Source organism: Micromonospora sp. LOL_015, from assembly GCF_048060275.1.
Taxonomy (GTDB): Bacteria; Actinomycetota; Actinomycetes; order Mycobacteriales; family Micromonosporaceae; genus Micromonospora_E.
On the sequence record NZ_JBHMIO010000003.1, the window covers coordinates 1 to 18396 of the forward strand.

General features: G+C 72.2%; 15 protein-coding genes. 8 read left to right on the plus strand and 7 right to left on the minus strand.

The features are described 5' to 3' along the window. Window positions 1–732: 732 nt before the first annotated feature. Window positions 733–2283, minus strand: a complete 1551-nt coding sequence (locus tag ACFHWU_RS04025; protein WP_416589935.1) for an NAD(P)H-hydrate dehydratase — start codon at window positions 2281–2283, stop codon at window positions 733–735. Between the two features lie 172 nt (window positions 2284–2455). Between ACFHWU_RS04025 and ACFHWU_RS04030 the strand changes: the two genes are divergently transcribed. Further along, a complete protein-coding gene (locus tag ACFHWU_RS04030; protein WP_416589839.1) occupies window positions 2456–2587 on the plus strand; it encodes a hypothetical protein in 132 nt (43 codons plus the stop codon). 354 nt (window positions 2588–2941) lie between these two features. Continuing rightward, window positions 2942–3202, plus strand: coding sequence for a zinc ribbon domain-containing protein (locus ACFHWU_RS04035; RefSeq protein WP_416589840.1), 261 nt, complete (start codon window positions 2942–2944; stop codon window positions 3200–3202). 130 nt (window positions 3203–3332) lie between these two features. Here the strand turns inward: ACFHWU_RS04035 and glmS are convergent, their stop codons facing one another. Continuing rightward, window positions 3333–5273, minus strand: coding sequence for a glutamine--fructose-6-phosphate transaminase (isomerizing) (glmS, locus tag ACFHWU_RS04040; protein WP_416589841.1), 1941 nt, complete (start codon window positions 5271–5273; stop codon window positions 3333–3335). 150 nt (window positions 5274–5423) lie between these two features. Here glmS and ACFHWU_RS04045 point away from each other — a divergent pair, with 150 nt between their 5' ends. Further along, window positions 5424–6632 (plus strand): pyridoxal phosphate-dependent aminotransferase, encoded by a 1209-nt coding sequence (locus ACFHWU_RS04045; protein ID WP_416551318.1) that lies wholly within the window; start codon window positions 5424–5426, stop codon window positions 6630–6632. A gap of 57 nt (window positions 6633–6689) precedes the next feature. On the opposite strand, the gene glmM is transcribed toward ACFHWU_RS04045, so the two are convergent. From glmM to rplM, 3 genes are all read right to left on the minus strand, one after another. Beyond that, entirely contained in the window at window positions 6690–8054 is a 1365-nt protein-coding gene (gene glmM / locus ACFHWU_RS04050) for a phosphoglucosamine mutase (RefSeq protein WP_416551411.1), read from the minus strand. Window positions 8055–8261: 207 nt separating this feature from the next. Then, entirely contained in the window at window positions 8262–8744 is a 483-nt protein-coding gene (gene rpsI / locus ACFHWU_RS04055) for a 30S ribosomal protein S9 (protein ID WP_416551317.1), read from the minus strand. Window positions 8745–8764: 20 nt separating this feature from the next. Further along, window positions 8765–9208 carry a 50S ribosomal protein L13 gene (rplM, locus tag ACFHWU_RS04060; RefSeq protein ID WP_416551316.1) on the minus strand — a complete coding sequence of 148 codons (444 nt, stop codon included), beginning with the start codon at window positions 9206–9208 and terminating at the stop codon, window positions 8765–8767. Between the two features lie 421 nt (window positions 9209–9629). Between rplM and ACFHWU_RS04065 the strand changes: the two genes are divergently transcribed. The 5 genes from ACFHWU_RS04065 to ACFHWU_RS04085 are packed head-to-tail and all read left to right on the plus strand — an operon-like array spanning window position 9630 to window position 17254. Next, the gene (locus ACFHWU_RS04065; RefSeq protein ID WP_416551315.1) at window positions 9630–11777 is read left to right on the plus strand and encodes a molybdopterin oxidoreductase family protein; all 2148 of its coding nucleotides are present in this window, start codon (window positions 9630–9632) and stop codon (window positions 11775–11777) included. Then, window positions 11774–13231, plus strand: a complete 1458-nt coding sequence (locus ACFHWU_RS04070) for an FAD-dependent oxidoreductase (protein ID WP_416551314.1) — start codon at window positions 11774–11776, stop codon at window positions 13229–13231. The genes ACFHWU_RS04065 and ACFHWU_RS04070 overlap by 4 nt, the downstream gene beginning before the upstream one ends. After that, window positions 13228–15807, plus strand: coding sequence for a nitrite reductase large subunit NirB (gene nirB, locus ACFHWU_RS04075; protein WP_416551313.1), 2580 nt, complete (start codon window positions 13228–13230; stop codon window positions 15805–15807). Before ACFHWU_RS04070 ends, nirB begins: the two co-directional genes overlap by 4 nt. After that, a complete protein-coding gene (gene nirD, locus ACFHWU_RS04080; RefSeq protein WP_416551312.1) occupies window positions 15804–16166 on the plus strand; it encodes a nitrite reductase small subunit NirD in 363 nt (120 codons plus the stop codon). The genes nirB and nirD overlap by 4 nt, the downstream gene beginning before the upstream one ends. Then, window positions 16166–17254: a uroporphyrinogen-III synthase gene (locus ACFHWU_RS04085; protein ID WP_416551311.1), complete on the plus strand. Its 1089-nt coding sequence runs from the start codon at window positions 16166–16168 to the stop codon at window positions 17252–17254. Before nirD ends, ACFHWU_RS04085 begins: the two co-directional genes overlap by 1 nt. A 110-nt stretch (window positions 17255–17364) precedes the next feature. On the opposite strand, the gene ACFHWU_RS04090 is transcribed toward ACFHWU_RS04085, so the two are convergent. Both ACFHWU_RS04090 and ACFHWU_RS04095 read right to left on the minus strand, forming a co-directional pair. Beyond that, window positions 17365–17988: a GTP-binding protein gene (locus ACFHWU_RS04090; protein ID WP_416551310.1), complete on the minus strand. Its 624-nt coding sequence runs from the start codon at window positions 17986–17988 to the stop codon at window positions 17365–17367. Further along, entirely contained in the window at window positions 17969–18340 is a 372-nt protein-coding gene (locus ACFHWU_RS04095; RefSeq protein ID WP_416551309.1) for a DUF742 domain-containing protein, read from the minus strand. Before ACFHWU_RS04095 ends, ACFHWU_RS04090 begins: the two co-directional genes overlap by 20 nt. Window positions 18341–18396: the final 56 nt, after the last annotated feature.

Sequence of the window (18396 nt, forward strand, 5' to 3'; positions counted from 1 at the left end):
ATTGAACAAGTCGTCGAACTGGCGGCCAGGATCAGCCACCGCCCAACGGTGAAGCTTGGCCTGCATCTCCGATACCCGCTGGAGCGGCCCCGCCGGGGCCGGATCCAGCACGGCCTCGATGTTCACCGAGGCGTCTTTCGGCATTGCAGCCTCCTCCCTCCGCAAATCCGCTGCCGCCCTTCCCCATGCACCGGGCTCTCCCCGGCTCGGAGTACTACGGCGGCTCCGCCCCGCACGTCGCATTCAGCAGTCGGTGTGCCTATCCCAGACCGCGAGCTGGACGCCCGCTGTCCAGGAGCCGCAGACGGCGGTTCCCGTGTTCACTGTGATTCGCTCGGCGAAGTAGGAGCCCGGCTGTGTCCCAGCGGCATCGCCACGAGTACGCCGCAGACTTCCTCGTGGCCTCCCGGGCAACAGCAATAAGAAACCCAAGGAGTTCCGGCCACCCGACAGGCAGCCGTACGCACCGCACCCGACCCATATCCACCAGATTCGAGTCGGTGACCGAGTTAGGACGTAACGACGCCGGTTCCTCTCGTACCCCTCTCCACCACGCTCACCGAGCCCGCACCATCTGGCAGTACTGACACGTCCCGGCTTTGTCAGGGCTGCTCCCACCCTCCCCGGCACCACCCGGATCAGGCTGCCCTCAGCTCCGCTGCCCTGCTGCGACAGGACCAACGGCGAAGGTCTCCCACCTCCACTCGAATCAACAGCGCCTCACGGCGCAAATCACCCGTCGGTCAGGTCGGCCACCACCGGGCGCAGCGCGGCGGCCACCTCGACCGCGGTGACCGGCCCGTTGCGGGCAGCGGCCCGGCCGGCCAGGCCGTGCACGTACGCGGCGGCCAGCGCCGCCCGCTGCGGGTCCAGCCCAGCGGCGAGCAGCGAGCCGAGCAGGCCGGCCAGCACGTCGCCGGTGCCGCCGGTGGCCAGCGCCGGGGTGCCGGTGGCGTTCACGTACGCCTGTCCGTCCGGGGCGGCGACCACCGTACGGTCGCCCTTGAGCAGGACAGTCGCCCGCATCCAGGCGGCCAGCCGCAGCGCGGCCCCGACCCGGTCGTCGCCGGGTGGCTGGCCGGCGAGCCGGGCGAACTCCCGATCGTGCGGGGTGATCACGGTGGGTGCCTGCCGGCCGCGTAGCTGCTCCGCCCAGCTGCCGTCGACCAGCATGGTCAACGCGTCGGCGTCCAGCACCACCGGCACCGGCGCGGCCAGCACCGACCGCAGCTCGGTCACGGCGTGTTCCCCGCCGCCCAGCCCGGAGCCGCACACCCAGGCCTGCACCCGGCCGGCATCGGCGACCCGACCGGTGGCGATCACCGAGGGGTACCGGTCCAGCACCTGGGCGGCGGCGCTGCCGGCGTACCGGACCAGGCCCGTCGGCCCGGCGACCGCCCCGCCGACGGAGAGTACCGCCGCGCCCGGATAGGTCGCTGATCCGGTCGCCACCCCGACGACTCCCCGGGTGTACTTCTCGGCGGCCGGGGCCAGCGTCGGCCACCAGGCTGACACGTCGTCGCGACCGGGCACCTCGAACACGGGTGTGCCGCGCAACCACGGTCGCAGGCCGATGTCGACCAGCTCCACGTGGCCGGCGCGGACGGCGGCCGGTCCGACCATCAGGGCCGGCTTCAGGCATCCGAAGGTGACGGTGACGTCGGCCCGCACGGTGTCCGTCCCGGCCGCGGCGGCTCCGGCCCCGGTAGCTCCGGACCCGGCCAGGCCAGCTCCGGTCGACGGCACCGCGGCGCCGTCGGGCACCCCGCCGGTGTCGACCGCCACGCCGCTGGGCACGTCCACCGCGACCAGCACCGGCCGACCGCCACGTGCCGAAGTGAGCTCGCCGGCCCGGGCGAGCGCACCGGCGGCCGGCTCCCGCAGCCCGCCGGTGCCGCCGATGCCGACGATCCCGTCCAGGATCAGGTCCGCGTGCCGGCCGGCACCGTCGGCGGTCCGACCGTCGGCCGCCCGGCCGCCCGCAGCCCGCAACGCGGCGAGCCCGCCACAGTGGGCCCGGTCCGGACGCAGCAGCCAGGCGGTGACCCGGGCGCCCCGGCGGGCCAGCCGGGCTCCGGCGTACAGCGTGTCACCGCCGTTGTCGCCCGAGCCGACCAGCAGCAGCACCTCGGCACCGTAGACCCCGCCGCGCTCGGCGAGCAGGGTGGCGCACCTGCGGGCCAGGCCGGCGGCGGCCCGGTGCATCAATGTCCCCGGTGGAACGGTCGCCATCAGCGCCTGCTCGGCGCTGCGGACGTCGGACACCCGCCACACCTGGATCATTCCTCGCACCTCCGCCGCGCCGCCTTCGTCGCGCACCACCCATGGTCACCCTACCGGCGGTGGTGACCGGTGGGACGGTAACCGCTGCGCCGATTGTCCACAGGGTCCCCCGCCACGCTGTCGGTTCCGGATAGCGTCTGCCCATCGACGCATGCCGACGGAGGCGATATGAGTGAGCGGAGGCGACGTGGGTGAACTGCCCGGCAACGACGTGGGCCCGGCCGGCGGCGGGCCGCTGCGGGTGCGGCCGGCCGTGCTGCACGACGCCGCCGACTGGCTGGCGGTCCACCGGCTGGCCGGGTGATCACGTACCAGCAGCTGTGGCGGGCCGACCCGGCGGCCTGGCAGCGGGCCGCGTACGGCTGGCGGCGGCGGCAACCAGCGGTCGAGCGGCGGGCCGCTGAGGTGGCCGGGTCGGCCCGGGCGCTGCGCGCCGGCTGGTCCGGCCCGGCGGCGACCGCCGCCGACACCCGGTTGGCCGGCCTGGGTGACCGGCTGGACGCCGTCGGCCCGGCGCTGTACGTCGTCGACCAGATCCTCAGCCGGTACGCCGAGCAGCTGGCCCGGGCCAAGGCGGTGCTCGCCGACTGGGTCGCCACGGCGGGGGTGCTCGGTCAGTCGATCGACCGGGACAGTCGAATCGGCGTGGTTCGTCGGCATGGTCGAGTACAAGGCGGCGCGGTCCGGGCGTACGTTCGCCCGGGTGGACCGGTGGCTCCCGTCCACCCGGATGTGTTCGGACTGCGGCCGGATCAACGAGCGGATGGCGCTGAACGTCCGGTCGTGGGTCTGTCCGTGTGGCGGTCACCACGACCGGGACGTCAACGCCGCGATCAACATCAAGGTCGCCGGGCAGGCGGACTTCAACGACCGTGGAGCGCGGGGTAGGACCGGGACCCGTCCCGGCACCGCGCGGTAGAACGGTAACCCACCAGAACACTGCGCGTGTCACGCGCAGCGTGGCTGGAATCGCCGTCGTTTAGGACGGCGAGGATGTCAATGGGCCGGGGACAACCCGGCTGCCAGCCGCCCCGGCACGGGCGCGGCGGTCACTCCACGGTGACCGACTTCGCCAGGTTCCGGGGCTGGTCGACGTCGTGTCCCCGGGCGGCGGCGATCTCGCAGGCGAGCACCTGCAGCGGCACCGTGGTCAACAGCGGGGCCAGCAGCGTCGGGGTGCGCGGTACGTAGATCAGATCGTCGGCGTACCGCGCCACGGCGGTGTCGCCCTCCTCAGCGATCACCACGGTACGGGCGCCCCGGGCCCGTACCTCCTGGATGTTGGACACGATCTTGTCGTGCAGCATGCCGCGGCCAGCCGGGGAGGGCACCACGCAGACCACCGGCGTGCCCTGGTCGATCAGGGCGATCGGGCCGTGCTTGAGCTCGCCGGCGGCGAAGCCTTCGGCGTGCATGTAGGCGAGCTCCTTGAGCTTGAGCGCGCCTTCGAGAGCTACCGGGTAGCCGACGTGGCGGCCGATGAACAGCACCTGGTTGGCGGTGGACAGGTCCCGGGCGAGCTGGCGGACCGGCTCCATCGAGGCGAGCAGCTGGCGCAGCTTGTCCGGGATCCCCTGCAGCTGGCTGACCACCGCTTCGACCTCGTCGGCGTACTTGATTCCGCGCACCTGGGCCAGGTGCAGACCGATCAGGTAGCAGGCGACCACCATGGTGAGGAACGCCTTGGTGGAGGCGACCGCGATCTCCGGGCCGCCGTGGGTGTAGAGCACCGCGTCGGACTCACGCGGGATGGTCGAGCCGTTGGTGTTGCAGATCGCCAGCACCCGGGCCTTCTGCTCCTTGGCGTGCCGCAGTGCCATCAGGGTGTCCATCGTCTCGCCGGACTGGGAGATCGCCACCACCAGTGTGGACCGGTCCAGCACCGGGTCGCGGTAGCGGAACTCGCTGGCCAGCTCCACCTCGCACGGGATCCGGGTCCAGTGCTCGATGGCGTACTTGGCGATCATCCCGGAGTGGTACGCCGTACCGCAGGCGACGATGAAGATCTTGTCGACGTCGCGCAGGTCCTGATCGGTGAGCCGGACCTCGTCCAGCATGATCTCGCCGGATTCGGTGAGCCGGCCGAGTAGCGTATCGGCGACGGCCTGTGGCTGCTCGGCGATCTCCTTGAGCATGAAGTAGTCGTAGCCGCCCTTCTCGGCGGCGGAGGCGTCCCAGTCGATGTGGAAGTCCCGGCCCAGCGCCGGGGCACCGTCGAAGTCGGTGATCTCGATGCTGTCCGCGGTGATCAGGACGACCTGGTCCTGACCGAGCTCGACGGCGTCGCGGGTGTGCTCGATGAACGCGGAGACGTCGCTGGCCAGGTAGTGCTCACCCGGGCCACGGCCGACCACCAACGGGGAGTTGCGCCGGGCACCGACCACCGCGTCCGGGATGCTGGCGTCCACGGCGAGCAGGGTGAACGCGCCTTCGAGGCGTTGACACACCCGACGCATCGCGGCGGCCAGCAGTCGCGGCCCTTCCGGCTCGCCGGCCGCACGCAGGTCGGCCAGGGCGGCGGCGAGCAGGTGCGCTGCGCACTCGGTGTCGGTGTCGCTGACGAACTCGACCCCGTCGGCTTCGAGCTCGGCGACCAGCTTGGCGAAGTTCTCGATGATCCCGTTGTGGATGACCGCGACCCGGCCGTCGCGGGACAGGTGCGGGTGGGCGTTGCGGTCGGTCGGTCCGCCGTGGGTGGCCCACCGGGTGTGGCCGATGCCGGCGGTGCCGTCACCGATGCCGACCGGGGCCGGGCAGCAGGTGCTGTCGACCGTCGTGGTGTCCTCGGCGGTGCCGGTGCCGAACCGCTCGTCGCCGAATGCCTTCTCCAGGTTGGTGAGTTTGCCGGCCCGCTTTTCGGTGCGCAGCTCGTCGTCACAGACGATCGCCACGCCGGCCGAATCGTAACCCCGGTATTCGAGCCGCCGGAGCCCGTCCAGCACGATGCCCAGCGCCGGCCGCGCGCCGACGTACCCCACGATTCCACACATGGGTCGTAGCGTAGCCCACGATCGCTCATCGGCGGTGCGCATAACCCCCGCAATCGATCAGGCACGCTGAGCAGTAACCGATCAAACCCGCCTTATAGTGCAAAGTACGGGCGCCGTCATCTGCTTCAATGGACCGCATAAAGTGGCGAGGTGGCCACCTCCCCCGGCACCCCCGCCGACATCGACCCCCTGGTCCGCCGCATGCGCCCGTTCGGCACGACGATTTTCGCCGAAATGTCCGCTCTTGCCGTCCGCACCGGCGCGGTCAATCTCGGCCAGGGCTTCCCGGACACCGACGGGCCCACCGTGATGCTGGCGGCCGCTACCCAGGCGCTGCGCGGCGGCCACAACCAGTACCCGCCTGGTCCCGGCACCCCTGCGCTACGCACCGCTGTCGCCCGCAACCAGCAGCGCTTCTGGGGGCTCGACTACGACCCGGAGACCGAGGTCCTGATCACCGCTGGGGCGACCGAGGCGATCACCGCCGCCATCCTCGCGTTGTGCGAGCCGGGTGACGAGGTGATCTGCTTCGAGCCCTACTACGACTCGTACGCGGCCGCGATCGCGCTCGCCGGTGCGGTCCGCCGGCCGGTCACCCTACGCCCCGACGGGGACGGCCGGTACGCCTTTGATCCGGCCACGCTGCGCACCGCGGTCGGGCCACGTACCCGCCTGGTGCTCCTCAACTCCCCGCACAACCCGACCGGCAAGGTCTTCACCGTCGCCGAGCTCACCGCGATCGCCGCGATATGCCAGGAGCATGACATCTGGGCGGTCACCGACGAGGTGTACGAGCACCTCGTCTTCACCGACGCCGACACCCCACATGTCCCGCTCGCCACCCTGCCCGGGATGCGGGACCGGACGCTCCGCATCTCGTCGGCCGGCAAGACCTTCTCCTGTACGGGCTGGAAGATCGGCTGGGCCAGTGGGCCAGCCACGCTGGTCACCGCCACCGCCCGGGTCAAGCAGTTCCTCACCTACGTCAACGGCGGGCCGCTGCAGCCGGCCGTCGCGGTGGCGCTGGACCTACCGAACAGCTACTTCACCGGGCTGCGGCAGAACATGCAGGCGCAGCGCGACCAACTGGTGGCCGGGCTGTCCGAGGCCGGATTCCGGGTGCTGGTGCCGCAGGGCACCTACTTCGCCACCGCCGACATCAGCCCGCTGGGCGGCACCGACGGGATCGAATTCTGCCTGTCGCTACCGGAGCGCTGCGGAGTGGTCGCCGTACCGACCCAGGTGTTCTACGACGAGCCGGACGCCGGCAGGCTGCTGGTCAGGTTCGCCTTCTGCAAACGTCCCGAGGTCCTCGCCGAAGCCAGCCGGCGACTGGCCGGCCTGCAACCGGCCGGCTGACCGAGCAGGCCGGGTGGCAGGTTCAGGCCCGGTCGATCAGGCTTGCCGGCGTACTGGTCAGGCCGGGCTGACCGCGCGGACAGCAGCTGCGATCCGCTCGGCGACCGAACGGGCAGTCTCCACCGTCGTCGCCTCGACCATCACCCGGACCAGCGGCTCGGTACCAGACGGGCGCAGCAGCACCCGCCCGGTGCCGCCCAGCTCGGCCTCGGCCTGCTCGGCGGCGGACCGTACCGCCGGGTCGCCGGCACCGGCAACCCGGTCGCCGACCGGCACGTTGATCAACACCTGGGGCAGTTTGGTAACGGTGGCCGCCAGACCGGCCAGCGAGGTCCCGGTGGCCGCCATCCGGGACATCAGCTGCAGTCCGGTGAGCACGCCGTCGCCGGTGGTGGCGTAGCTGGGCATCACGATGTGCCCGCTCTGCTCACCGCCCAACGCCAGCCCGCTGGCCCGCAGCTCCTCCAGCACGTACCGGTCACCGACCTTGGTCTCGACCAGCTTGATGCCTTCCCGGGACATGGCCAGCCGCAGCCCGAGGTTGCTCATCACGGTGGCCACCAGGGTGTCGGCGGTCAACGTGCCGGCGTCGCGCATGGCCAGCGCCAGGATCGCCATGATTTCATCGCCGTCCACCTCGGTGCCGTCGGCGGTCACCGCCAGGCACCGGTCGGCGTCGCCGTCGTGGGCCAGCCCCAGGTCGGCGCTGTGTTCGAGGACGGCGGCCCGGACCACGTCGAGGTGGGTCGACCCGCAACCGTCGTTGATGTTGAGCCCGTTCGGCTCGGCGTTGATCGCGATGACCTCCGCGCCGGCCTCCCGGTACGCGACCGGGCCGACCTCGGCCGCCGCGCCGTTCGCGCAGTCAACCACCACCCGCAGCCCGTCGAGCCGGTGGTCGACCGTGCCGACCAGGTGCCCGACGTAGTGCTCGGCTCCGTCCAGCAGGTCGCTCACCCGGCCGATACCGGCCCCGGTGGGCCGCCGTCGGCCGATGGAGCCGTCGCCCTCGATCGCCGCGCCGATCGCGGCTTCGATCTTCATCTCGAGATCGTCCGGCAGTTTGTGCCCGCCGGCGGCGAACAGCTTGATGCCGTTGTCCGGCATCGGGTTGTGCGACGCGGAGAGCATCACCCCGAAGTCGGCCTTGGTCTCCCCGACCAGGAACGCGACGCCAGGGGTCGGCAGCACGCCGACCCGCAGCACGTTCGCGCCGGCGCTGGTCAGCCCGGCCACGACGGCGGCCTCCAGCATCTCGCCGCTGGCCCGCGGATCGCGGCCGACCACGGCCAGCGGCTGACGGCTCGGATCCCGCTCGGCCAGGGTGTGCGCGGCGGCGACCGCGACCGCCAGCGCCAACTCCGGGGTGAGATCGGCGTTGGCCCGCCCGCGTACGCCATCGGTGCCGAACAGCCGCGCCATACCTGTCATCCTCCGATGGTCCCGCTAACGGTGCCGCTCCACCGCCCCTCGGGGGACGGATCCGCCCGCTGCGATGGCGAGCGAGCCGGCAACCGATGAAGATACTGCCGATGAACGGAAAAATCCGCATCAACTAGACAAAAAAGCACGGACGGCCGAGAAACCCCACGAAGGAGGTGTCCCAGCCGCCCGTTCAGCCGTATCGGACTAGCGCTTCGAGTACTGCGGAGCCTTACGGGCCTTCTTCAGGCCGTACTTCTTGCTCTCCTTGACCCGGTCGTCGCGGGTGAGGAAGCCCGCCTTCTTCAGCGCTGGGCGGTCGTCGCCGTCGTTGGCGCACAGCGCCCGGGCGATACCCAGCCGCAGCGCGCCCGCCTGGCCGGTGATGCCGCCGCCGCGCAGGTTGGCGATCACGTCGAACGCCTCGGCCTTCTCAGCCGTCACCAGCGGCTCCCGGATCAACTGCTGGTGCACCTTGCTCGGGAAGTACTCCTCGAGCTCGCGGTCGTTGCAGGTGACCTTGCCGGAGCCGGGGACGATCCGCACCCGGACGATGGCTTCCTTGCGCCGCCCGACGGTCTGGATCGGGCGCTCGCCGCGCGGCGCGCGCACCACTGGCGCGGGCGTCACGGCGGGGGCCGGCTCGGTCTCGGCAACGGCGACCGGGCTGGCCTCGGTGGTCTCGGTCATGCTTGTTCCTTCGCCCGCGCTCACTGCGCGATCTGCTTGATCTCGAACGGCACCGGCTGCTGCGCGCCGTGCGGGTGCTCGGCGCCGGCGTAGACCTTGAGCTTGCGGATCAGCTTGGCACCGATCTTGTTGTGCGGCAGCATGCCCTTGACGGCCAGCTCGATCGCCCGCTCGGGGCGCTTGGCCAGCAGCTCGTCGTAGCCGACCTGCTTCAGCCCGCCGGGGTAACCGGAGTGCCGGTAGGCCACCTTGGTGTGCCGCTTGTTGCCGGTCAACGCCACCTTGCCGGCGTTGACGACGATGACGAAGTCACCGGTGTCGACATGCGGCGCGAAAGTCGGCTTGTGCTTGCCGCGCAGCAGCGTGGCGGCGTGGGTGGCCAGGCGGCCCAGCACGACGTCAGAGGCGTCGATCACATGCCACTGACGCTCGATCTCACCCGGCTTCGGGCTGTACGTACGCACAGGTCTACCTTGTCTCGTCGTCGGTCTGGGGTCGCGCGTCGGTCGTCAGGTAACGCGCGGGCCGTCGGGGCGACCCGGAACCGGGCGACCTGGCAGAGAACGCGCGCGCGAACGACAAGCATACCCCGGCTGACCCGGCATCATCGGACGGGGCCTCCCGTAGACGGTGAGCTACATCCACGGACGGTGACCTGGGACGGTGACGGGTCTGGCGAGGGACGCCCCTCGGTTGTCGCACAACAGCAGGCGACGATACCCGCTGCCCGGCACGCCGGTCAAAACCCCTGGTCGGCACCGGTAAGCCGGAGGTCCCAGCAGATGGGCTGGCTAACCCCCTGACAACGGTCCGTGTGAGCTGCTCTTAGCAGGCTGGAAACAATCGGGACGTCGCGGTGAAATCGCCCCCCGGCACGCTTCGCACATGCCAGGCAGCGTGCAGGTGACCATCGGGCCGACCGGCGAATCAGTCGACCGGACCGTGGCCACCCACTGCCCGTACTGCGCGCTGCAGTGCGGCATGCGGCTGCGCGCGAGCGCCGACGGCGGCGTGCAGGTGCTGCCCCGGCAGTTTCCCACCAACCAGGGCGGGCTCTGTCAGAAGGGCTGGACCGCTGCCGAGCTGCTCGACCACCCGCAGCGGCTGACCACCCCGCTGGTCCGTGACCGACCGGGAGCCGAGCTGCGGCCGGCCAGCTGGGACGAGGCGCTGGACCGGATTGTCGCCGACGTCACCGGCATTGCGCAGGCACACGGCCGCGACGCGGTCGCGATGTTCGGCGGCGGCGGGCTCACCAACGAGAAGGCGTACGCGCTGGGCAAGTTCGCCCGGGTCGCGCTGCGCACCCGCAACATCGACTACAACGGCCGGTTCTGCATGTCCTCGGCGGCCGCCGCCGGGATCCGGGCCTTCGGCGTCGACCGCGGCCTGCCGTTCCCGATGGCCGACGTCGGCACCGCCGACACCCTGCTGCTGGTCGGCGCGAACGTGGCCGAGACGATGCCGCCGTTCGCCCGCTACCTGACCGAGATGAAACAGCGCGGCGGTACGTTGATCGTGATCGACCCCCGCCGCACCGCCACGGCCCGCCTGGCCGACCTGCACCTGCAGCCAACCCCCGGCACCGACCTCGCGGTGGCCAACGCGCTGCTGCATGTCGCGTTGCGGGAGGGCTGGGTGGACCAGGCCTACGTCGCCGAGCGGACCACCGGCTTCGACACCGTCCGGGCCACCGTCGCCGGTTACTGGCCGGCCCGGGTGGAACGGCTCGCCGGGGTACCGATCGGCGATCTGGAGGCGGCGGCGCGGGCGCTGGCCGGCGGCGACCGACGCGCGACCGACGCCCCGCCCGCGAAGGTCGTCATCCTCACCGCGCGCGGAGCCGAACAGCACGCCAAGGGCGTCGACACGGTCAGCGCCTACGTCAACCTGGCGCTCGCCCTCGGGCTGCCCGGCCGGCCCGGCTCCGGGTACGGCTGCCTGACCGGCCAGGGCAACGGTCAGGGCGGCCGGGAGCACGGCCAGAAGGCCGACCAGCTGCCCGGCTACCGGCGCATCGACGACCCGGCGGCGCGGGCACACGTGGCCGGGGTGTGGGGCGTCGACCCGGCCGACCTGCCCGGGCCGGGGGTTTCCGCGTACGAGCTGCTGGACGCGCTCGGCACCCCGGCCGGGCCGAAGGCGTTGCTGGTCTTCGGCTCCAACCCGGTGGTCTCGGCACCCCGTGCCGGCCGGGTCCAACGCCGACTGGCCGACCTGGACCTGCTGGTCGTCGCCGACTTCGTGCTGTCCGAGACGGCGGCGATGGCCGACGTGGTGCTGCCCACCGCCCAGTGGGCCGAAGAGGACGGCACCATGACCAACCTGGAGGGCCGGGTGCTGCGCCGGCACGCGCTGCGGCCACCCCCGTCCGGCGCCCGCACCGACCTGGCCGTGCTGGCCGACCTGGCGCGGCGGCTCGGCTGCCCGGCCGGGCAGTTCCCGGCCGACCCCGCCGAGGTCTTCACCGAGCTACGCCGGGCCTCAGCCGGCGGGGTCGCCGACTATGCCGGGGTCACCTGGGAGCGGATCGACACCGCCGACGGGGTCTTCTGGCCCTGCCCGGACCCGGACCGGCCGGACACCCCACGGATGTTCACCGAACGGTTCGCCACCCCGGACGGGCGCGCCCGGTTCGTGCCGGTGGAGCACCGGGCCGCCGCCGAGGAGGTCTGCGCCGACTACCCGCTCTACCTGACCACCGGCCGGGTGCTGGCCCAGTACCAGTCCGGTGCGCAGACCCGCCGGATCGCGCCGCTGCGCGGTGCCGCCCCGGAGGCCTTCGTGGAGCTGCACCCGGACCTGGCCGCCCGGCTCGGCGTCGCCGACGGCGACCCGGTCAGGGTGACCAGCCGACGCGGCGAGATGCGCGCCCCGGCCCGACTGACCGAGTCGATCCGCCCGGACACCGTGTTCGCCCCGTTCCACTGGGGTGGCGCGGGGCGGATCAACTCGGTCACCAACGACGCGTTGGACCCGACATCCCGGATGCCCGAGTTCAAGATCTGTGCGGTCAGGGTGGAGCGAGCGTGAACCGTATCGTCATCGTCGGCCACGGCATGGCCGGTGCCCGGCTCGCCGCCGAGCTGCCCGCCCGGCGCGGCGACTACAAGATCACCGTGTACGGGGCGGAGCGGCACCGGGCGTACAACCGGATCATGCTGTCGAACCTGCTCGCCGGCCGGGCCGACGAGCTGGACGTCACGCTCACCGAGGCCGCCGGGCACGGCATCGACGTGCGGTCCGGGTTGGCGGTGACCGCGATCGAGCCGGCCACCCGGACGGTGCGCACCGCCGACGGCACCGCCACCGAGTACGACCAGCTGGTGCTCGCCACCGGCAGCCGGGCCGTGGTCCCCGACCTGCCCGGCCTGACCGGCACCGACGGCCCAGCGGGGTTGCCCGACCGGGTCGCGGTGTTCCGGACCCTGGACGACTGCCGGCGGATCCTCGCCGCCGCCGACGGTGCCCGCACCGCGCTGGTGCTCGGCGGCGGCCTGCTCGGCCTGGAAGCCGCCCGGGGGCTGGCCGCCCGCGGACTGGACGTACGGGTGGTGCACAAGGTCGGTCAGCTGATGGAGCGTCAACTCGACGCCACCGCCAGCGCGGTGCTCGCCCGTACCCTGGCCGGCCTCGGCGTCGGCACCGAGCTGGCCGCCGCCGCCGAGTCGGTCACCGCCACCACCGACGGGGTCCGGCTGCGGCTCGGCGACGGCCGGGAGCTGGACGCCGACCTGCTGGTGCTGGCCTGCGGTGTCCGGCCGGACACCGACCTGGCCCGGCGGGCCGGGCTACGGGTCGGGCGCGGTGTGATGGTCGACGACCGGATGGCCACCAGCGACCCGCACATCTGGGCGATCGGGGACTGCGCCGAACACGACGGCGTCGTTACCGGGCTGGTCGCCCCCGCCTGGGAACAGGCCCAGGTGCTGGCCCGGGTGCTGGCCGGCGACGACCCGGGTGCCCGCTACCGGCCACTGCCGACGGTGACCCGCCTCAAGGCCGCCGGCATCGACCTCGCCGCGATGGGCGACACCCGGCCGGGCGCCGACGGGCAGACCGAGGAGCTCAGCTTCGCCGACCCGGCCCGCGGCACGTACGCCCGGCTGCTGATCCGCGACGACCGGCTGACCGGGGCGATCATGCTCGGCGACAACCCGGCCGTCGGCACCGTCATCCAGCTGTTCGACCGGGGCGGTCCGGTGCCGGCCGACCGGCGGGCGCTGCTGCTCGGCCGGGCGGTCGGCGGCACCGTCGCGGCGCCGGCGACCAGTCCGGCACTGATGCCGGATGCGGCGACCGTCTGCCAGTGCAACACGGTCAGCAAGGGCGCGCTGGTGCGCTGCTGGCGCGCCGGTGCCCGGTCGGTCGCCGAGGTGGTCGCCGCCACCCGGGCCACCACCGGCTGCGGCAGCTGCACCGACGCGGTCACCGGCATCGTCGACTGGCTCTCATCTGTGGATTCCGACGTGGAGGTACCAGCGTGAACCGGTTGATCGTCATCGGCAACGGCATGGTCGGGCAGCGCCTGGTCGAAGCGGTCCGCTCCCGTGACACCGGCGGCGAATGGCAGGTCACGGTACTCGCCGAGGAGTCGCGGCCGGCGTACGACCGGGTCCGGTTGTCGGCCTTCTTCGACGGCGTCGGGCCGGACGAGTTGAGCGTGCACACCCCGGACGACGGGGTGGATCTACGGCTGGCCCAGCCGGCCCGGCGCATCGACCGAGACCGCCGGGTGGTCGTCACCGACCACGGCGAGTACGGCTACGACGCGCTGGTGCTGGCCACCGGCTCGTACCCGTTCGTCCCGCCGATCGACGGCGCACACCGCCCCACCGACGGCGCCAACGGCGGCGGCCTGCGCGACGGGGTGTTCGTCTACCGGACGCTGGACGACCTGGTCGCCATCCGCGACTTCGCCACCGATCCGGCCGCCGACCGGCGGGTCGGCACGGTGATCGGCGGCGGCCTGCTCGGCCTGGAGGCCGCCAACGCGCTGCGGCTGCTCGGCCTGCGTACCCATGTGGTGGAGTTCGCGCCCCGGCTGATGCCGGTCCAGATCGACGAGGCCGGCGGGGCGATGCTGCGCCGCTACGTCGAGGACCTCGGCGTCGACGTGCACCTGGGGACCGCGACGTCGGCGATCCGCACCGGGCCGGACGGCACCCCGCACGGGGCCGCCCTCACCGACGGCACCGAACTGGAGACCGACCTGGTGGTCGTCGCCGCCGGCATCCGGCCCCGCGACGACCTGGCCCGCGCCGCCGGGCTGGCCGTCGGCGAGCGCGGCGGGGTGACCGTCGACGCCACCTGCCGGACCAGCGACCCGCACATCTGGGCGGTCGGCGAGTGCGCCGCGGTCAGCGTCGACGGCGAACCGGGCCGCTGCTACGGGCTGGTCGCCCCCGGCTACGCGATGGCCGAGGTGGTCGCCGACCGGCTGCTCGGCGGCACCGCTGCCTTCCCCGGCGCGGACACCTCCACGAAGCTCAAACTACTCGGGGTGGACGTGGCGTCGTTCGGTGACGCGCACGGCACCACCACCGACTGCCTGGACGTGACATTCACTGACCCGGCCACCCGGGTCTACGCCAAGCTGGTGCTCTCCGATGACGCGCGGACCCTGCTCGGCGGGGTGCTGGTCGGCGACGCGACGGCGTACCCGACGCTTCGGGCCAGCGTCGGTGGGCCGCTGCCGGGCCCGCCGCTGGCGCTGCTCGCCCCGGCCGGGTCCGACGGTGCCGCCGGTGGGGCCGGCATCGACGCGCTGCCCGGCAGCGCCCAGGTCTGCTCCTGCAACGCGGTCACCAAGGATCAGATCCTCGGCGCGATCGGCGACGGTTGCACCGACGTCGCCGGGATCAAGGCGTGCACCCGGGCCGGCACCAGCTGCGGGTCCTGCGTACCGATGCTCAAGCAGTTGCTGTCCGTCGCCGGGGTGGCCCAGTCAACGGCGCTGTGCGAACACTTCGACCACAGCCGCCAGGAGCTGTTCGACATCGTCCGGGTACGCGGTATCCGGACCTTCTCCCAGCTGGTCGCCGAGCACGGCCGGGGCCGGGGCTGCGACATCTGCAAGCCGGTGGTCGCCTCGATCCTCGCCTCGCTGGGCAACGGCTACGTCCTCGACGGCGAGCAGGCCACCCTGCAGGACACCAACGACCACTTCCTGGCCAACATCCAGCGCGACGGCACCTACTCGGTGGTGCCGCGGATACCCGGTGGGGAGATCACCCCGGAGAAGCTGATCGTGATCGGCGAGGTGGCCCGGGACTTCAACCTCTACACGAAGATCACCGGTGGGCAGCGGATCGACCTGTTCGGTGCCCGGGTCGAGCAGTTGCCGAAGATCTGGCGGCGGCTGGTCGACGCCGGCTTCGAGTCCGGTCACGCCTACGGCAAGGCGCTGCGGACGGTGAAGTCCTGCGTCGGCTCCACCTGGTGCCGCTACGGGGTGCAGGACTCGGTCGGCCTGGCGGTCGCCCTGGAGCTGCGCTACCGGGGGCTGCGCGCCCCGCACAAGATCAAGTCTGCGGTATCCGGCTGCGCCCGGGAGTGCGCCGAAGCGCGCAGCAAGGACTTCGGCATCATCGCCACCGACGCCGGCTGGAACCTCTACGTCGGCGGCAACGGCGGCTTCCGGCCCCGGCACGCCGACCTGTTCGCCAGTGACCTGTCCACCGAGGAACTCGTTCGTACCATCGACCGGTTCCTGATGTTCTACATCCGCACCGCCGATCGGCTGCAGCGCACCGCGGCCTGGATCGAGGCGATGGACGGCGGCCTGGACCACCTGCGATCGGTGATCGTCGACGACTCGCTCGGGCTGGCGGCCGAGCTGGACGAGGCGATGGCCCGGCATGTCGAGTCCTACTCGGACGAGTGGCGGGACACGATCGACGACCCGGAACGGCTACGCCGCTTCGCCTCCTTCGTCAACGCACCCGACACCCCGGACCCGTCGATCACCTTCGAGGTCGAGCGGGGCCAGCCGGTGCCAGCCCTGGGCGAGCGCCGGCCCGTCGCGCTCGGTCTCCCGACAACCCTGGAGGTACGCCGATGAGTGTGCAGACAGTCAACGTCACCGCCCAGTGGACACCGGTGTGCCCGTACTCCCGGGTGGAGCCGGAGCGGGGCGTTGCCGCGCTGGTCGACGGCGAGCAGGTGGCGGTCTTCCGGACCTACGACGGGACGTTGTACGCGATCGGCAACCAGGACCCGGTCGCCGGTGCCCACGTCATGTCCCGGGGCATCGTCGGTACCCGGGGGGACATCCCGACCGTGGCGTCACCACTGCACAAGCAGATCTACGACCTGCGTACCGGCGAATGTCTGGATCTGCCGGGCGTCGCCGTGCCGACCTACCGGCTGCGCTGTCGGGACGGGCTGATCGAGGTGCTCGGTCGGCGGCAGGACCAGTGATGTCCGACGAGCTGTCCGGATTCACCATCGGGGTCACCGCCGACCGGCGGCGCGACGAGCTGGCCGCGCTGCTGGAACGACGGGGTGCCCGGGTGGTGCTCGCCCCGGCACTGCGGATCGTGCCGTTGGCCGACGACACCGAACTACGGGCATCGACCCGGGCCTGCCTGGACGATCCGCCGGACGTGCTGATCGCCAACACCGGCATCGGCATGCGTGGCTGGCTGGAGGCCGCAGAGGGGTGGGGCTTGGCCGAGCCGCTGCGGGCGGTGCTCGGCGGCGCCTACATCGTGGCCCGCGGTCCCAAGGCCCGGGGCGCGATCCGGGCAGCCGGCCTGCACGACCAGTGGTCACCCGCGTCGGAGAGCTGTGACGAGGTCACCGACTATCTGCGGGCCCGCGGCGTGGCCGGCCAGGTGATCGCGATGCAGCTGCACGGGGAACGGCAACCGGAGTGTTCGGCGGCGCTCGAGGCGGCCGGCGCCACCGTGATCGAGGTGCCGGTGTACCGGTGGGCGCCGCCGACCGACCCGGCACCACTGCACCGGCTGGTCGACCTGGTCGCCGGCCGGCTCGTCGACGCGGTCACCTTCACCTCCGCGCCGGCGGTCGGAGCGCTGCTGCGCGCCGCCGGGCCCAACGCCGACGCGGTGCTCGAGGCGATGCGGACCGACGTACTGGCCGCCTGCGTCGGTCCGGTCACCGCGGCGCCGCTGCGCCGGCACGGAGTGCCGGTGACCGCACCGGCTCGCGCCCGACTCGGGGCGCTGGTCCGGACCATCGTCGACGAACTGCCCCGGCGGGCGGTCAACCTGAAGGTCGGCGGACACCTGCTCACCCTGCGCGGACACGCCGCAGTGATCGACGGTGAGTTACGCCCGTTGGCACCGGCACCGATGGCGGTGCTACGCGCGCTGGCGCAGACCCCGGGACGGGTGCTGTCCCGGGCCGCGCTGCTGCGCACCCTGCCCCGAGGTGCCGACGAGCACGCCGTCGAGATGGCGGTGGCCCGGCTGCGGGCCGGGCTGGGTACGCCCGGGGTGATTCAGACCGTGGTCAAACGCGGCTACCGGCTGCCGATCGACTGAGGAAGGCCGCGCCCGGCGGGCTGAGGCCGCACGGCGGGCTGAGGCTGCACGGCCGGCTGAGCACGCGCCAGCCGGCGGCGCAGCGCGCCGCCGGCTGTGTTGCCGTACGGTCAGCCGACCGGCGTCGGATACCCCCGGCCGTGCTCGGCGCGCAGCGTCGCCATGGCGTGCTCGACGACAGTGACCAGCACACTCTTCGTCGAGTCCCGGCTGCGGGCGTCGCACATCACCAGCGGAACGTGCGGCGCGATAGCCAGCGCCTCCCGCACCTCCCCCGGCTCGTACTCTGGCGCGCCGTCGAAGCAGTTCAACGCCACGAGGTACGGCAGCTGCCGGTTCTCGAAGTAGTCGAGCGGGGCGAAGGCGTCGGTGATCCGGCGGGTGTCCACCAGCACCGCGGCACCGACCGCGCCGCGGATGATCTCGTCCCACATGAACCAGAACCGGGTCTGTCCGGGTGTGCCGAACAGGTAGAGAATCAGGTCGTCGGCCATGGTGATCCGGCCGAAGTCCATCGCCACCGTGGTGGTCTCCTTGCCGGGGACCTTTGACGGATCGTCGATGCCGACACCGGCCGAGGTCATCAACGCCTCGGTGGTCAGCGGCGTGATCTCGGAGACCGCGCCGACCATGGTGGTCTTGCCCACCCCGAATCCACCGGCGATGACGATCTTCGCCGAGGTGATTCCCTTGTCCCGGCGGACGCCGGGACGGTCATAGCCTGCGAAGTCCACTTAGCACCCTCTCAAGAAGTTCCATTCGCTCCTCGTAGCCCTCTGTCTCAGTCGGAGCGGTGCTGTGCAACGCCAGCAGGCCGTCGGCGACCATGTCGGCGACGAGGACCCGTGCGACGCCCAGCGGGAGCCGGGTGTACGCGGCGATCTCCGCCAGTGACTGGGCACGGTTGTCGCAGATCGTGGCGATTCGATGCTTGTCGTGCCCGGCGAAACGAGACTCGGTGACCGCCGCCGCCGAGGCCACCAGCACCGCCTCCAGGGCGATGTGCTGCTGTGGCTCGGTACGCCCGCGGGTGACCGCATAGGGGCGGACCAGCGCTCCGCGCGGGTCCTGTCGTGGTTGGCCCATTGAGCGGTCACCTCCTCGTGGGTCTGCTGGCACGTCATCGGTGACGGTCCCTTGTG

Coding starts and splice junctions, on each gene's coding strand:
- ACFHWU_RS04025 (WP_416589935.1), bottom strand. CDS start 2,283: ATGATCCAGGTGTGGCGGGTGTCCGACGTCCGCAGCGCCGAGCAGGCG.
- ACFHWU_RS04035 (WP_416589840.1), top strand. CDS start 2,942: ATGGTCGAGTACAAGGCGGCGCGGTCCGGGCGTACGTTCGCCCGGGTG.
- glmS (WP_416589841.1), bottom strand. CDS start 5,273: ATGTGTGGAATCGTGGGGTACGTCGGCGCGCGGCCGGCGCTGGGCATC.
- glmM (WP_416551411.1), bottom strand. CDS start 8,054: ATGGCGCGGCTGTTCGGCACCGATGGCGTACGCGGGCGGGCCAACGCC.
- rpsI (WP_416551317.1), bottom strand. CDS start 8,744: ATGACCGAGACCACCGAGGCCAGCCCGGTCGCCGTTGCCGAGACCGAG.
- ACFHWU_RS04065 (WP_416551315.1), top strand. CDS start 9,630: ATGCCAGGCAGCGTGCAGGTGACCATCGGGCCGACCGGCGAATCAGTC.
- nirD (WP_416551312.1), top strand. CDS start 15,804: ATGAGTGTGCAGACAGTCAACGTCACCGCCCAGTGGACACCGGTGTGC.
- ACFHWU_RS04085 (WP_416551311.1), top strand. CDS start 16,166: ATGTCCGACGAGCTGTCCGGATTCACCATCGGGGTCACCGCCGACCGG.
- ACFHWU_RS04095 (WP_416551309.1), bottom strand. CDS start 18,340: ATGGGCCAACCACGACAGGACCCGCGCGGAGCGCTGGTCCGCCCCTAT.